At 54.0% G+C, this 15632-nt stretch carries 13 protein-coding genes and 1 tRNA gene; 9 read left to right on the top strand and 5 right to left on the bottom strand.

What is annotated here, in order from left to right; all coding sequences use genetic code 11:
- Positions 1 to 45: 45 nt before the first annotated feature.
- The 3 genes from SFC07_RS08680 to zupT are packed head-to-tail and all read left to right on the top strand — an operon-like array spanning position 46 to position 4197.
- Positions 46 to 1539 carry an ABC transporter transmembrane domain-containing protein gene (locus SFC07_RS08680; protein WP_411207871.1) on the top strand — a complete coding sequence of 498 codons (1494 nt, stop codon included), beginning with the start codon at positions 46 to 48 and terminating at the stop codon, positions 1537 to 1539.
- Between the two features lie 41 nt (positions 1540 to 1580).
- Positions 1581 to 3332, top strand: coding sequence for an ABC transporter ATP-binding protein (locus tag SFC07_RS08675; protein ID WP_411207870.1), 1752 nt, complete (start codon positions 1581 to 1583; stop codon positions 3330 to 3332).
- Between the two features lie 58 nt (positions 3333 to 3390).
- Entirely contained in the window at positions 3391 to 4197 is an 807-nt protein-coding gene (zupT, locus tag SFC07_RS08670) for a zinc transporter ZupT (RefSeq protein WP_411207838.1), read from the top strand.
- 21 nt (positions 4198 to 4218) lie between these two features.
- Here zupT and SFC07_RS08665 read toward each other — a convergent pair whose 3' ends face one another.
- Positions 4219 to 5772, bottom strand: coding sequence for a cation:proton antiporter (locus SFC07_RS08665; RefSeq protein WP_411207837.1), 1554 nt, complete (start codon positions 5770 to 5772; stop codon positions 4219 to 4221).
- A 226-nt stretch (positions 5773 to 5998) separates the two neighbouring features.
- On the opposite strand from SFC07_RS08665, the gene SFC07_RS08660 reads away from it, so the two are divergent.
- Positions 5999 to 6979: an arsenic resistance protein gene (locus SFC07_RS08660; protein ID WP_411207836.1), complete on the top strand. Its 981-nt coding sequence runs from the start codon at positions 5999 to 6001 to the stop codon at positions 6977 to 6979.
- An 87-nt stretch (positions 6980 to 7066) separates the two neighbouring features.
- Here SFC07_RS08660 and SFC07_RS08655 read toward each other — a convergent pair.
- The 3 genes from SFC07_RS08655 to SFC07_RS08645 all read right to left on the bottom strand — a co-directional run bounded on the left by SFC07_RS08655 (position 7067) and on the right by SFC07_RS08645 (position 8822).
- A tRNA-Pro gene (locus SFC07_RS08655) sits at positions 7067 to 7140 on the bottom strand.
- Between the two features lie 101 nt (positions 7141 to 7241).
- Positions 7242 to 7631: a YchJ family protein gene (locus SFC07_RS08650; RefSeq protein WP_411207835.1), complete on the bottom strand. Its 390-nt coding sequence runs from the start codon at positions 7629 to 7631 to the stop codon at positions 7242 to 7244.
- Positions 7632 to 8822 carry an alpha/beta fold hydrolase gene (locus SFC07_RS08645; RefSeq protein ID WP_411207834.1) on the bottom strand — a complete coding sequence of 397 codons (1191 nt, stop codon included), beginning with the start codon at positions 8820 to 8822 and terminating at the stop codon, positions 7632 to 7634.
- A 197-nt stretch (positions 8823 to 9019) separates the two neighbouring features.
- Here SFC07_RS08645 and secA2 point away from each other — a divergent pair, with 197 nt between their 5' ends.
- From secA2 to SFC07_RS08620, 5 genes are all read left to right on the top strand, one after another.
- The gene (gene secA2, locus SFC07_RS08640; RefSeq protein ID WP_411207833.1) at positions 9020 to 11311 is read left to right on the top strand and encodes an accessory Sec system translocase SecA2; all 2292 of its coding nucleotides are present in this window, start codon (positions 9020 to 9022) and stop codon (positions 11309 to 11311) included.
- A 137-nt stretch (positions 11312 to 11448) separates the two neighbouring features.
- Positions 11449 to 11880 carry an oxoglutarate dehydrogenase inhibitor Odhl gene (odhI, locus tag SFC07_RS08635; RefSeq protein ID WP_411207832.1) on the top strand — a complete coding sequence of 144 codons (432 nt, stop codon included), beginning with the start codon at positions 11449 to 11451 and terminating at the stop codon, positions 11878 to 11880.
- Positions 11881 to 12004: 124 nt separating this feature from the next.
- The gene (locus tag SFC07_RS08630; RefSeq protein WP_411207831.1) at positions 12005 to 12766 is read left to right on the top strand and encodes a MerR family transcriptional regulator; all 762 of its coding nucleotides are present in this window, start codon (positions 12005 to 12007) and stop codon (positions 12764 to 12766) included.
- A gap of 7 nt (positions 12767 to 12773) precedes the next feature.
- Entirely contained in the window at positions 12774 to 13403 is a 630-nt protein-coding gene (locus SFC07_RS08625) for a bifunctional nuclease family protein (RefSeq protein ID WP_411207830.1), read from the top strand.
- 127 nt (positions 13404 to 13530) lie between these two features.
- Positions 13531 to 14106, top strand: coding sequence for a MerR family transcriptional regulator (locus tag SFC07_RS08620; protein ID WP_411207829.1), 576 nt, complete (start codon positions 13531 to 13533; stop codon positions 14104 to 14106).
- Between the two features lie 81 nt (positions 14107 to 14187).
- Here the strand turns inward: SFC07_RS08620 and SFC07_RS08615 are convergent, their stop codons facing one another.
- Complete coding sequence (locus SFC07_RS08615) at positions 14188 to 15630, bottom strand: VWA domain-containing protein (protein ID WP_411207828.1); 1443 nt, start codon at positions 15628 to 15630, stop codon at positions 14188 to 14190.
- Positions 15631 to 15632: the final 2 nt, after the last annotated feature.

Below are 15632 nucleotides of genomic sequence, written 5' to 3'. Positions count from 1 at the left end.
ATAGATTATTCCGCCTTGCCAGGCCCCGGCGCGCAGCCGTCGAAAATGCCTGCGCTGGATGCCAAATGGTGGACCCTTAAAGTGGCCTTGGGCCAGCGCCCCTGGAGTTTTATTGCCTCCATTGGCATGGCGCTGTCTTTTATTTGCAATGGGCTGACACCTTTGGTGGTGGGGCGCGCTGTGGATGAGGCGATTGCAACCTCCAGTTTGGGTAAATTGGGCTGGTGGCTGGTGGTTTTAGCAGGGCTCTTCTTGGTAGCTATCGGGGTGAACTGGGTGGCGCGCTATATGATGGTGCGCTCTCAGCAGCTGCTTAGCCATGATCTTCGCACGATGGTGACGGATCGTATTCAGGATCCTCGCGGTTTTGGTGGTCGCGAGCGCACTGCGGGTGGGCTTTTATCCATTGCTTCTTCGGATACTCAAAGGGTGGGAGATATCGTCATGATGACGGTATTCCCGGTCGCTGAGGTTGCCTCGGTGATATATGGAGCCAGTGTTATTTTTGCCATTAATTCCTGGCTGGGATTTGCGGTGCTTTGCGGCGGACCACTGTTGGTGGTGATCGCGCTGAAAGTCTCAAAACCTTTGCAAAAGCGTTCGGGTGCCCGCCAACAGGCAGTGGCTCAAGCAGCGGCAACTGCTACTGATGTGGTCCAAGGCTTGCGTATTCTTAAAGGTTTGGGCGCGATTATGACGGTGCGTAAGCGTTATGGGGAGGTCTCAAGTGAGGCCTATGAAAAGACGATTTATGCCAATGCTGCCGAAGCACGCCTTAATGGAATTACCGAGGCGGTCGGCTCAATTTTTGTGGCAGCCCTGGGTATCTCTGCGGGTTTGCTGGCACTTAATGGCTCCATGAGTGTTGGTGACCTCATCACGGTGGTGGGCTTAACGCAGTTTCTTATTGTTCCCATGACCATGTTGGGCCGCAATTTGGCTTCGCGGTGGGCCTCAGCTGAAGCCTCTGCCAAGCGCATCCGCGAAGTGCTGGGCGCGGATTTTGAGCGCAGTTCAGAGCTGGATGCTGCTACCACCCAGGCGCTTATCGACGCACTCCCCGCGGGCCTCACTGTGCTGCGCTCGGCAGGGGACCATCGCGAGCTGGTGGCTCGGCTAGAGTCCTTGCCTCGTACCCGGGTAATTGTGGCTCCCCATGCAGCTGATCTTTTTGATGGCACTGTGAGCGATAATGTTTTCCCAGATCCAGAGATAGCTGCAACTGCCATTGAGGTTGCCTCCTGTACTGATATTCCAGGCGGTGCCAACAAACGCGTGGGTGAAGGTGGCCGGATGCTATCTGGTGGACAGCGCCAAAGAGTGGCCTTGGCCCGGGCAATTGCCTTTGATCCAGAGGTATTGGTGCTGCAAGATCCAACGACCGCGGTGGACTCGGTTACCGAGCACAATATTGCCGAGCGTGTAGCAGCCCATAGAGCTGGAAAAATCACCTTGGTTTTTAGTAATGCTCCGGCCTGGAGTGCAGTAGCCGCGTCTCACATGGATGCCAGCGAGTTGGAAAAGGAGCTTAAGGCATGAGTTTGTCGTCGAAAAGCGCGCCCTTAAAGCCGGATACGGCGCTGCGGTTCCCGCTGGCCACGTTGCCGCAGGTGCGGCAAGAGGTGGCGCGCCAGATTAGGCGGATTCGCCATGCACGCTGGTGCTTTTTACTCGCGATGGTGCTGCTGAGCGCGGGAGCTTATGCCTCGGTGCTGGTGCCCCAGCTGCTGGGCCGGATTGTTGATGTGGTAACCCAGCACGGCTCGGCGCAGGAATTGCTGAACATTGGGCTGATTTTGGTGGCCGTGGCGATTTTCGGCGCGGTCTTAAGTGCTACGGGTTTTTATCTGGTGGCCCGGATTTCTGAGCGCGTAATTGCTAATCTGCGTGAAGATATGGTGGGCACGGCGTTGGGGCTGCCAACTCACCGCGTGGAAGATGCCGGCGCCGGTGACCTAGTGAGCCGCTCTACCGATGATATTGCAGAGCTCTCGGCTGCGGTGACAGAAACCGTGCCAATTCTGAGCACCTCAATTTTTACGATTCTGGCCACAACTATTGCGCTGCTTAGTTTGGACTGGCAGTTTTTGCTCATTCCAGTGGTGGTGGGGCCGGTGTACTACCTGGCTGCGCGGCACTATTTGAGCAAAGCTCCGCAGCGTTATGCCGCTGAGCGCGCCGCCATGGCTGAACGTGCTCGCCGAGTGTTGGAGGCAATTCGCGGACGCGCCACAGTGCGTGCCTTTTCCATGGAACGCGCGGTGCATCAAAACATTTCCAATGCCTCCTGGAGCGTGGTGGTTAAGGGTATTCGCGCGCGTACCACCATGCTTATTTTGAATACTTGGATGTTGCTAGCGGAGTTTTTGATGCTGGCCGGTGCCCTGGTGGTGGGCTATCACCTGGTAGCTCGGGAATCTTTGACCGTGGGTGCAGTCACCGGCGCGGTGCTCATGATTATCCGCCTGCGTGGACCAATGAATATGTTCATGCGTGTGCTCGATACCGTGCAATCCGGTTATGCCTCGCTGGCGCGCATTGTCGGCGTTGTTGCCGATCCGCCGCAGCCGATTCCCGATAGTGGCGTTGCTGCATCCCAGGGCCGGGTGGAGCTGCGCAATGTGAGTTTTAGTTATGGCGATTCCTGGGCCGTGCGTGATATCAATATCCGCATCAACCCTGGGGAGACAGTTGCTATGGTCGGCGCCTCAGGCGCCGGAAAAACCACCGTGGCAGCCTTGCTGGCGGGGCTGAGGGTTCCAGACCACGGCGAGGTGCTTGTCGACGACTACCCCGTGTCTGACTTATCTGATCGCGAGAGAATTGCGCGTTTGGCGATGGTCAGCCAGGAGGTACATGTATTTTCTGGAACCTTGCGTCAGGATATGACTCTGGCAAAACCTGAGGCCACCGATGCTGAATTAATTGCTGCCCTTGACCGAGTGCAGGCCACCGCATGGTTTGAGAGCTTGCCTGCTGGTTTGGATAATGTGGTGGGAGCCCGCGGAGTGCAGCTTGAGCCGGTGATGGCCCAGCAATTGGCACTGGCACGCGTGCTGCTTTTGGATCCAGCCATCGTGATTATGGATGAAGCTACAGCCGAGGCCGGATCTGCTGGAGCTGGTGCTTTGGAGCGCGCTGCCGATGAAGTTACCCGCGATCGCACCGCTTTGGTGGTAGCGCACCGTTTGGACCAGGCTTCACGTGCCGATCAGATTTTGGTGATGGACAAGGGCCAGGTGGTAGAAGCTGGCACCCATGATGAGCTGCTTAAACGCGGAGGAATCTATCAGCGTTTGTGGGCGGCGTGGCGTAAAGGCCGGGCTGAGTAGATTTTTGATCTTCCTTGGGCATTGACTGTTCAATGCTTTGAACATTAATATTCACGCTATGGAATTATCGAACTTTGCCTTTGCTTTTGGGCTGACCCTTTTTGCTGGTCTAGCCACCGGAGTAGGTGGGCTCATCGCCATCTCACGCAAAGCTCCGGGCGAAAGATTTCTCGCTGGTTCCCTTGGTTTTTCCGTTGGCGTGATGGTGTATGTCTCCTTTGTGGAGATCTTCCCCAAGGCGCTAAGCGAACTCACCTCCGTGTGGGGCGAGCGTGGCGGCAGTTGGGCAACAGTGGCTGCATTCTTCGGTGGTATTGCACTCATCGCCATTATTGACCGCCTGGTGCCCAGCGCCATTAACCCCCATGAGCCTGGCACCGTGGGTGGCGCGGTGGAAGGTTATGAACGCCGCGCCCGCATGATGAAAATGGGTGTGCTCACCGCGGTGGCCATTGCCATCCACAATTTCCCCGAAGGTTTTGCGACCTTCCTCTCAGGGCTTTCTGACCCCAAGGTGGCGATTCCGGTTGGCGTGGCTATTGCCATTCACAATATTCCCGAAGGAATTGCCGTGGCCGTACCCTTGCGGGAAGCAACGGGCTCCCGAAAAAAGGCCTTAATGTGGTCCACGGTGTCTGGCCTTGCCGAACCAGCGGGCGCCTTGGTGGGATTCTTAATCCTCATGCCTTTTATGGGCCCAGCTACCTTAGGCCTCTGTTTTGCCGCTGTCGCGGGAATCATGGTGTTTATCAGCGTGGATGAATTACTTCCCACTGCGATTTCCACCGGCAAACACCACACTGCCATTTATGGCCTACTTGCTGGCATGGCAGTGATGGCTATTAGTTTGCTGCTGTTTATCTAGCTTGTTGCTGGTTTTAGGTGGCTAGCGCTTTGCGGCCATAAGCATACGGTCAACCGCAGAGAGCACTTGGTCCACATAAGCCGGATTAATACCGGTTTCCCGGCGCGCCTGCAGCAGCTCAGCTTGGGCGGCGTGGAGAGCATCAATGCGTGCAGTTCTGGCCTGTTTACGCATTTTGGCCAGGTTTTCTACAACCTCTTCCTCCGCAGACAACTCCTGCGCAATCCAGCCCTTGATAGCTGCAATCTGCTCATCTGCCAGATTACTTTGACTAATCAGGTGCTTGGCTGCAGCCTTTTGGGCGCGTTCGGTAAGTTTTGCAATGCTTTCATCGCCGGCAGCATCTGGCCCCTTGTCCAGGTTAAGCCTGCCCACCAGCCATGGCAGGGTAAGTCCGGGGCCAACCATGGTCAGTAGCAGGACCACCAGGGCAATAATCTGGAGTTCATGGTGATAAGGGAAGACATCAGCAGGAATGGACAGCACCAAAGCCAAGGTGACAAGACCGCGCATGCCGGCCCATGTCATTAGCAATGCTTCCTGGAGACGCAGCGGTGCGCGTAGCACTCCGGCTGCTACACCCTTGTGTGCAATATTCTTTCGGTTTTGTTTGTAGTTGAAGAACATCCAGGCTCCGCGGACCGCAATGGCAACCACCGACAGCACCACACCAACCCACACTGCATGCCAGAAGGCCGTTCCCACCGAATCGATGGCTGCTCGGACATTAAGTCCAATTAGACCAAAGGCGAGGCCGGTAAAGAGAACTTCCACGGTGCCCCAGAATGCCTGACCGGAAAGGCGATCTTCAGCGCCAATAGCTGCGCGGGAGTTAAGCTCTACTGCTGCAATAACGATGGCAACAACGCCAGATCCGCCGATTTCTTCCGCACCTGCATAGATGGCGAAAGGCAACACCCAGGTCAGTGCGTTATGGGCTTCAATAGAGCTCACGTGATCACTAAACCACGCTGCGAGGCGACCAACAATTAGGCCAAGTACCACGGCTGCAATACAAGACCATAAGAACTCGAGGATGCCGGCACTCCAGGAAAGTTCTTCACCTGCCACAAGAGCTACGAGCGCTACGTGGAAGGTAACGATGCTGGCAGCGTCGTTAAAAAGGCCTTCTATTTGCAGGGTGGTAGTGATCCTTTTGGGAATACCAGCAGGTTCTGCGACAGCATCCACAGCAACTGGGTCTGGTGGAGCAATTGCCGCGGCCAAAACGATGGCGCCAGCGATACCAATTCCAGGAAGAAGGAGGAGTGAGACTCCAGTAAGGGCTGCGATGGTAATAAACACCAACACCACCGACATGGAAATAATTGTTGATTTTTGACCCAGGATCAATGCCCACGAAGACTTGCGTGCCAACGCCCAAAGTAGCGGCGGGATGAAGATTGGCAGGATGAGGTCAGCGGGAATATCAATCTCTGGCAGGAAGGGAAGGAGAGCTCCGCCTGCAGCAACGATGGTCATGAGGGCAGGCCAGGGGAGTCCTGTGCGGTCACCGATGGCAACCACCGCGACAGTGGCCAACAACAGACTGATAAGCATGAACAAAATCGTCATGGAAGTCTTTTCTATTTTGTTTCTCTAATGGGTTTAATCATTGTGCATCCAAATAAAGCAATAATGGTGCAACACGAGCATAGTTTTTAGGATTGGGCCAATAAAAATTTCCGCCGTACTTTAAGTAACTGAGTAGGAGCAGATGAGTCTGACACTGGTCCTTGGTTTGGGGATAGCGCTCAACCTTTGCTGAACTGGGATCTAAAAGGAAAGGACACCGCAATACGTGCCGCGGATTATCAGTTGGTGGAATAAGTATCAGATTCCGCTGTATTTAGGGGCGCTAGGCGTGGGTGCCTTGATTGGCCTTGTTTTCCAGACCCAGGCTCCAGCCTTTGATCAAGCAATTAATCCCATCTTGATGGTGTTACTTTATGCCACTTTTTTGGCAGTTCCTCTCAACCGTTTGGGACGAGCGCTGACTGATCTGCGATTTTTGGCAGGCCTGCTGGTTCTGAACTTCCTTGCGGTGCCAGTGGTGGTGTTTGTTCTAACTCGGGCAATTGCTGATGAGCCTGCGATCCTTGTTGGTGTCTTATTGGTGTTGCTAGCCCCGTGTATCGACTATGTCATTGTCTTCTCCGGACTAGCAGGTTCGGCGAATGAAAAATTGCTGGCAGCCTCTCCTTTATTAATGCTGCTCCAAATGCTGTTGATTCCGGTCTATATCCGCCTGATTATGGGACCAGAAATACTCAATAGCATTGATGTGGGCTCTTTTATTCGAGCATTTATGCTGCTTATTGTGGTGCCATTGGCAGCGGCATTGTTGACGCAAATCTTGGCGCAGCGGTTCGGTTGGGCTAGGCGGGTTATGACACTCATGGAAGCCATGATGGTGCCAGTGATGATGCTTACGCTTGCAGTCGTGGTGGCATCTCAAATCGCTGCGGTAAGTGGCCAGGTGGGGATGATGCTACAGGTCATTCCGCTCTTTGCTATTTTTATGGCGCTCATGGCGACGCTCGGAAAGCTAGCTGGAAAGATTTTCAACCAGGATGTGCCAGCAACTCGAGCCCTCATATTTTCTGGCGCAACCCGAAATTCTTTAGTTGTGTTGCCTTTGGCGCTAGCACTTCCTGCCGAGCTTTCTATAGCTGCCATTGTGGTGGTGAGCCAAACCCTGGTGGAGTTGGTCGGCATGATTATTTTTGTGCGGGCTGTGCCTAAATTTGTCCCTGAATCTGTCCCGGCAAGCCAGAAATAGCACCGGAAAGACCGCAGGCAAGCGGGCAGAGAACAAAAGAAAAACCAGCTTAAAGTGAATAAATTTGCTTTAAGCTGGTGAAATTTGTCGGACTGACAGGATTTGAACCTGCGACCCCTACACCCCCAGTGTAGTGCGCTACCAAACTGCGCCACAGTCCGCCGTCACCATCAAACCCCAGGGGTCAATTGGCAACGAGAATAGGTTACATCAGTGTCATCTTTAAAGAGAAATCGGCTGGTCATAACCACATTTCTAAAAGCTACTCAACCTCACCTGCGGAGTAGAACCACTTTCCATCAACCTTACGGAAGCTCGAATCCTCCTCCTGCACTCCTCTAGCTAAGCCCTTATAAAAAGCCTGGAATTTCACGCGCCCAAAATCATCAAAGGGGCCACCGGCAGTGGTTTCTAAGATGTCCAAGCGGTAGAACTTAATGCCGAGATCAAGCTCAAGGGTGGCGGGACGGGTATCGGGATCCCAGGTAGCAAGGAGGTAATCCTTTTCCCCCACGGCAAAAGCACTAAAACGGGAACGCATCAACACTTCAGCGGTAGGTGCGGTTTGAGCCCCAGAATGGAAGCGAAAACAGCATTCACCATAGGTCAGGCCGGTACCGCAGGGGCAGCGCTTATCCAGTTCCAAGCTCATTTATCGAGCCTCATCTTCAATAATGACACCCTTGGATAGCAATCGTTCCAGGTCGGAGCTGCTACCTGCAGCCAATAGCTCGTGATGCTCATCGGCAGTGAGATCTCCAATGAGGGAAACCTGACGCCGCAGCTTCATCTCATGATCATCTTCACCCACTACCCGGGAGATGGTAACTTCCACATCCTGCAGGCTATTAATTCGGGAAGCTTTGGCCGCCTCGCGGATGCTCTGAGAAGTTGCCGCAGCAAGGGCGGACACCAGCAGTGCGGTTGGGGTATAACCCAAATTCTTTCCGCCCTGGCTCTTTTCGCGGTCAGTAATAAAAGTATGGCGACCGGTGCGAATCGTATCGCCAAATTTGCTGGCCTTAATGGACTTTGCTTGGGCCACCCCTTCAGGCAGTTCCACATTGGCCGTATCTGCATTGAGCGGATCAAGATAGGGCTCCACCCAGGTACGAATAATCTGGGCGGCGCGCTGCGCAGTGCCATCCTTGGTAAGCAAGTGGTCTGCCTTTTCCAGAGCCACCAAAGACTTTGGATAGCGGGTAAGGCGGAAAATCAGCTGGGCATTATCCACGCCCACGGTCTGGTCAATGGGGGAATGTAGCAGTAGCAGGGGGCGGCGCAGCTTGGGTAGGTGTTCTTCGGGGTTGGTTTCTGCAAGATCTTCGAGGAATTCCCGTGAGATTGTCACATCACGGCCCCCCAAAGTGAGGGTAACTGCACCCTGCTCATCAACATCACCGATGCGATCGGCAAAGTGGAGTACCGCATGTGCTGGATCAAAAGGTGCACCAAGGGTAGCAACAGCGCGCAAAGATTTGATCATGGGAGCAGCCTTCAAAGAGGCGGCCCCGCCGAGGGAGTGGCCAATGAGCAGCTGGGGTGCTGCATAGCTTTCTTCCAACCAGTCGGCAGCAGCCACAATATCTTGCACATTGGAGCTGAAGGTGGTTTTGGAAAACTCACCTTCAGACTGGCCCAGACCAGGGAAATCAAATCGTAGACAGGCGATTCCGGATTCTGCCAGGGTTTTACTCACGCGCGCGGCAGCCGGAGTAAACCGGGAGCCAGTAAAACAGTGAGCGAACATCGCATAGGCGATGGGATCTGTATCGGGTAGATCGAGAGTAGCCGCCATCATCAGACCTTCTGAGGAGGGCAGTTTCACACTGACAGAATGCACCGGTGGTACCTTTCACAAAGCGTCTAGCTTATTTTTCACCCACTTTAGGCATGTTTTTGCTCTACTTCATCATTAGTTGGCTATGCCTTTGGACAAGTCCCCCCGCTGTTGCAACCTGGGTCACCCGAAAGATTGAGGGATTCAAGATTGAGTAGGCTGGGAAAAATGAATCCATCTAGTTCACCGGAGGTATAACAGTGGCCGGTTTTGACTGGTTTTGGAAGGCGCTCGGCGGTAAGTCAGGGCGCAACCAGAAGCGGAGCTTGGCAATTGTTGATCAAGCAGAAACTCATGCACAAGAGCTTGACAGCCTGGACGATGCCGCATTAGCCCAGCGCGCCCGCGATTTAGCTGCCACAGGCGAAATTAGCGACCCCGCCGAGTTCCTGGCCATTTTGGGAGTCGCTGCGCAACGAACCCTTGGCATGAAGCCTTTTGCCGTGCAGTCCCAGGCAGTCTTGCGTCTGATTGAAGGCGATGTGGTGCATATGGCCACCGGCGAGGGCAAAACGCTGGTCGGTGCGATGGCAGCCACCGGATTGGGGCTCATGGGCAAGACCGTGCACTCGATTACCGTGAATGACTATCTGGCCGTTCGCGATGCTGAATGGATGCGTCCGCTGGTGGAATTTTTTGGCCTCAGCGTGGCTAGTATCAGTGAGAAAATGACGCCTACGCAGCGTCGAGAAGCTTATAAAGCCGCAATTGTCTACGGTCCGGTCAATGAAATCGGCTTTGACGTGCTGCGTGATCAGCTCATAACCCGGCGCGCCGACGCCGTGCAACACGGTGCCGACGTGGCGATTATCGATGAGGCCGACTCGGTGCTTGTCGACGAGGCGCTGGTGCCACTCGTCCTTGCCGGTAACCAACCGGGCCATGCCCCGCGGGGAAAAATTACCGATCTGGTGAAAACCCTGCAGGAGGACGTGGACTACACCATTGACGATGAGCGTCGCAATGTTTTCCTCACCGAAAAAGGCGCAGCCAAATTGGAAAGCCAATTGGGCATTAGCAGCCTTTATGACGATGAACACGTAGGCAGCACACTCATCCAGGTCAACCTCGCACTCCATGCTCAGGCCTTGTTATTGCGCGATATTCACTACATTGTGCGCGAGGGCAAGGTCATGCTTATCGACGCCTCCCGTGGGCGCGTGGCTGATCTACAGCGCTGGCCTGACGGTTTGCAGGCCGCAGTGGAGGCTAAAGAAGGCCTCGCTGTTTCTGAAGGTGGAAAAATTCTGGACACCATCACCCTGCAAGCACTCATTGGACGTTATCCGATGGTCTGCGGCATGACTGGTACTGCTGTAGAGGCCACTGACCAGCTGCGCACCTTCTATGACCTGCATGTTTCAGTGATTGAACGTAATCACCCTTTGCAGCGCTTTGATGAAGCCGATCGAATTTATGCCACCATGGCCGAGAAAAACCGCGCCATCATCGCGGAAATTGCGCAGCTACACAGCACCGGCCAACCGGTGCTAGTGGGTACTCATGATGTCGCGGAATCCGAGGAACTTGCTGCAGCGCTGCGTGAGCTCGATATTGAGGTCAGTGTGCTCAATGCCAAAAACGATGCCCAAGAAGCGCGCATCATCGCCGAGGCTGGCGATATTGGCCGAGTTACCGTCTCCACCCAAATGGCTGGCCGCGGTACCGATATTCGCCTGGGTGGCGCCGATGAAGCTGATTATGAGGAAGTGGTAAAGCTGGGTGGCTTGGCGGTTATTGGTACTGCTCGGCACCGCTCACAGCGCCTGGATAATCAGTTGCGTGGCCGCGCCGGTAGGCAGGGAGATCCAGGCCTGAGTCTTTTCTTCGTCTCTTTGGAAGATGATGTGGTGGTAGCTGGCGGGTCGGGCGAAAGTGTCAGCGCACAGCCAGATACCACCGGTCTCATTGATTCCAATCGCATCCGAGACTGGGTGGCGCACTGCCAACGCGTGACTGAGGGGCAATTGCTGGAAATCCATTCCGAGACCTGGAAATACAACAAGCTTTTGGCAGATCAGCGGGTCATTATCGATGAACGCCGCGATCGAATTTTGGATTCGAACCTGGCCTGGGAAGAACTCCGTGAAAGAGCGGGGGAGCGCGCAGCTGAACTCTCAGCCCTTGATCCACAGGTGCTGGAACAGGCTGCTCGTGACATCATGCTTTATCACTTGGACTTCAATTGGTCGGAGCATTTGGCATTGATGGATGACGTCCGTGAATCTATTCACCTGCGTGCTATTGCGCGTGAGACTCCTTTGGACGAATATCATCGTATCGCGGTGCGTGAATTCAAAGAGCTAGCCCAGCGGGCCGTGGATGATGCAGTAAACACATTTAATACCATAACCATTGATAATGATGGTGCTCACCTTGATGATTCGGGACTTTCCCGGCCTTCAGCAACGTGGACCTATATGGTTTCCGACAACCCTTTAGCAGGGACCGGAAACTCAGTTATTAAGGGAATTGGCAATATCTTTCGTTAAACCTAAATTTAAAATCCCTGTTCACAGCGATTTACCCGGATTTTCCTCAAATTAGGGGAGGGTAGCTCCGCACTCAAGTTCATAACAGGGGCTATGATGAACATCGTTAAGAACAATGTCGACACGGAGGAAATTCAATGAGCGACAACACCGGCACTCCGGAGCCACAGGTAGAGACCACCTCGGTTTTCCGCGCTGATCTGTTAAAGGAAATGGAGTCGAGCAATGGTACGGCTCCAGCCTCCACTGGTGCAGAGAACCTTCCTGCAGGTTCTGCCCTTTTGGTTGTAAAGCGTGGCCCAAATGCCGGCGCTCGATTCCTTCTGGACCAGCCAACCACCACCGCTGGCCGTCACCCAGAAAGTGACATCTTCCTAGACGATGTCACCGTATCTCGCCGCCATGCAGAATTCCGCATCAATGAGGGCGAGTTCGAGGTTGTAGACGTCGGATCCCTCAACGGAACCTACGTGAACCGCGAGCCACGCAATGCTCAGGTTTTGCAGACCGGCGATGAAATCCAAATTGGTAAGTTCCGTTTGGTTTTCCTTGCAGGTCCAGCAGAATAATTAATTTTTAGTTTGACCCACGTACTGCGGTTGCAGGATCACTATCTTGCAACCGCTTTGCGCATAAATTTCTAAAAATGTCCCTCGTCCACCCCCTTAGTCCACAGCAGGTAGCAGCAGCATCGTGAGCGCACTCCGTAAAACAGCATCAGGTGGCACCAGTGGAAATTCTTCCACCAAGGCCAACCCACAGAAGAAAACCAAAACCATGTCAATTGGAGTGGTTCTGGAGCGCTTAAATGCAGAGTTTCCTGATGTCACCGTATCCAAAATTAGATTCCTTGAATCTGAAGGCTTAATTAGCCCTGAGCGTACCTCTTCTGGATACCGTCGCTTTACCGAAGCAGACGTAGACCGCCTGCGTTATATTCTGCTCACCCAGCGTGATAATTACCTGCCGCTGAAAGTGATCCGCGAACAGCTAGAAGCCATGGATAATGGCTCAGTTACCGCGATCTTGAACCCACACTCTTCCCAGCCTTTGGTCAGTCCGGAGAAATTCCAGGCACCTGCCATTACTCGGCTTACTGATACCGATGTTGCTGAACAAGCAGGCGTTAGTGTGGAAAGCGTCAGCGATTTGGTTGCTGCGCGCCTGATTAAGCCCGATGTGGCCGGCTTCTTCACCAATGATGATGTCATGATCGTCAGCAATGCTTGTGCTCTTAAAGATATGGGCTTTGATATCCGTAGCTTGAAGTCTTTAAGCAATGCTGCAGCTCGCCAGGCAGATCTCATCGCTCAGGTAGCTGACCCCATTGCGCGTGGCAAGAGCGATGTAGCGCAACAGCAGGCCGAAGAAATGGCACAGCAGATGTGTTCTTTGGTAGTCTCCATGCACGCCTCATTGGTTAAAAACGCCACTCGCGAACAGCTGGGATATTGATTTTTAGATGAGTTTTATTGAGCTAGAATTCCATGGCATTCACACCATGGAACCAGATGGTTTTACTTGCGCACTTTTTCGTTGGGACCAGGGCAATAAAATCCTGCCGATTTGGATTGACCCTGAAGACGCCCTGAAAATCCAGGCTTATCAAGCCGGTTTTAGCCCGCGTCGCCCCACCTCCCATGAACTGCTAGCTGAAGCTTTCCAACGCCTCACCCCGTGGGTAAGTGATCTTCGGATCGTCTCGCATTTTGAGGGCGTTTATATGGCAGCGATTATCACCTCTGAAGGTGAAGAGTTTGATGCTCGTCCCAGCGATGTCATTATGATGTCGGAACTTTTGGAAGTTCCCATCACAATTGATGAAGAAATTTTGCAGCAAACCGCCATCTACATCAACGATGAAGATTTGGAAGCAAACTTCGGCATTGTTATTGATCGCAGCGATGTGGAAGAAGTGATTATTCCTGAATCTGCTTCCGGAGATGCCCAGGCAGATGCCGATTTCCAGCAGCTAATGCAAAGCCTCGGAGTCTCTGAGGATGACCTTTTTACCGGCGAAGGTTTTGGCGGCGGTGATGAGGAACCAGGCTCCAAGCCAGGTTTCAACACCGATGATAAACCAGATTTTTAGGCGTGTCTTAAGACAACTACTTGACTCTGGTCTAGGCTAGAGGCCAGACTTATAGTGTAAGTTACACGTTTAAAACTCACCTCGGCGTGGTTTAGGCCACGCCTTCACTGAAGTATCGGAGACATCAGTGTACGAAGATAAGAATTATCAGGACGAGCTTTATACTGGGGCACCCGTACAAGGCTCCCTTTTTGAGGTCGGTCCCGACGAGGAAGTCGGCTACCGCGTACCAACCGCCTGCCAGGTGGCCGGTATTACTTACCGCCAGCTGGATTATTGGGCACGCACCAAGCTTGTGGTGCCTTCTATCCGTGGTGCACGGGGCTCAGGATCTCAGCGTCTTTATTCCTTCAAGGATATTTTGGTGCTCAAGATCGTCAAGCGCCTGCTTGATACCGGCATCTCCTTACAGAACATTCGCCTAGCCGTAGATAAACTGCGCGATCACGGCACTAATGACCTCGCAGAAATCACCTTGGTCTCTGATGGCACCACCGTGTACGAATGTCGCTCCAATGAAGAGGTTATTGACCTCCTCGGTGGTGGCCAGGGCGTATTTGGTATTGCTGTACCAGGCATCATGAAGGAACTTACCGGCGATATTTCTGCCTTCCCTTCAGAGCGTATCGACGAGCATCTGCAAGCAGAGCCCATCAACTTTCAAGATGAGCTGGCGGCCCGTCGCAATCGTCGCACCTCCTAGCAGGTAGCGTCACATAATAAAACCCCTGGTGCTTAAGAAGTACTCCGAGCTTCTTAACCACCAGGGGTTTAACTATGTCTTTTAGAGGCCAAAGGCTGCGCGCAATGCTGCAGTGATCTCAGCGCTGGTAGACGCAGAGGTTGCGGTGCCACTATTGTTGAGAGCAAAGTTCTGCAGGACGGTATCGACCGCATCAGGGCCCACATGCACCACATGCAGGGAAATATTTGGGGCAGAAGCCGCTTGGAGGTCAGCAAGGAAGCTGGCGTCTTGATACTCGCCTGCAGAACCAGAGGTAATAATCACCACTCGCATGGGCTGGCCATTAGGGGAGCCCTCTTTAGCAATCTGGGTGGCAGCAACGACAGCAGCGCGGGTCAGTGGAACGCCTCCGGTGCCCAAACGAACCACCGCACCCGCAGCATTTTCGCCGGCGGATTGGTCTGGGAAGGAGACGTTGGCACGCCAACCCTTGGTGACGCCTGGGTTAAGTGGGGAGGAGAAGTTATTTAGTGCCACCTGATTGCCCATGGCACCGGTTTCCCGCGCCAGATCAGCCAAAATCCGGGTGATAACGGTGTGATAGGACTCTTGAGCATCAGCGACAACGCGGTCCATATTGGCCGAGGTATCAAGGTTAATGATGGTATCGGAAGGTGTTTGCGCAGCCTCAACTGGAGCCACAGGTGCAGCAGTCTCGGTGGGAGCAGCGTTTGCGGCAGCAGCTAGGACAGTCTCTAGAGCTGTGGGATCAGCCGCCCCAGTCTCGAAGTCATAGGAGGCAAAATCTGCCCCGGCGCGCGCTTGATCCTCAGAGATCCCGCTGGTGGCATTGGTAGCAATGGCCCAGACCGGAACCTCGGCACCTTCAATGGGGCTAAAGGTATAACCTGCGGGGAGCTCAGCACCTTCGATGGTGGCAAAGGCAGGGGCACTCTCAGCAGCAGTCATGGTGGTGTCTTGGTTTGCGGCCAAAGCTTGAGCTGCGGCCTCTTCGGAATCCGCCAAGGCAAGGGCAACAGCTGCAGCAGTCGCGGAATCAGTTGCCACCGGCAGACTGACCTGATCCACGGTCAACGTGGATGCGTCAGTTCCTTCGGCAACGGCAACACCTGCTTGGGCAGAGCCCACCTGTGGCCAGCTGCTTTCAGCGGAGCTTGCGACAGCACCGGTTTCCGCGAGCGCACTGGCGGCATCACTACGGGAACCTGCAAAAAGATAGGTGGCAGCAGCTTGGTCGCCCGCAACGGCCTCGGCAGTGACACAGAAGTCGCGAGTGGTGGGTGAGTTACTATTAAAAGCCGCTACGGCTTCTGAGACAGCGGAGTCATCTCCACCAATGGGCAGGGTGAGATCGCCAGCGATACATTCGGTGGCTTGATCTTCTGCTTGGGTGGAGGTGTCATCCGAGCGGTTGAGTGCCCAGGCAATGATCAGGGCAATGATGGCCACCAAGGCTATCACTGCGATGGTCAAAGATTTGGACAAGCGGAAATTTGATTGTCCGCTGGAATGTCGTGCCACGG

Origin of the sequence: Corynebacterium callunae (assembly GCF_046592015.1) — a bacterium.
Lineage (GTDB): Bacteria > Actinomycetota > Actinomycetes > Mycobacteriales > Mycobacteriaceae > Corynebacterium > Corynebacterium callunae_A.
This window is presented reverse-complemented; position numbering and strand designations above follow the sequence as displayed.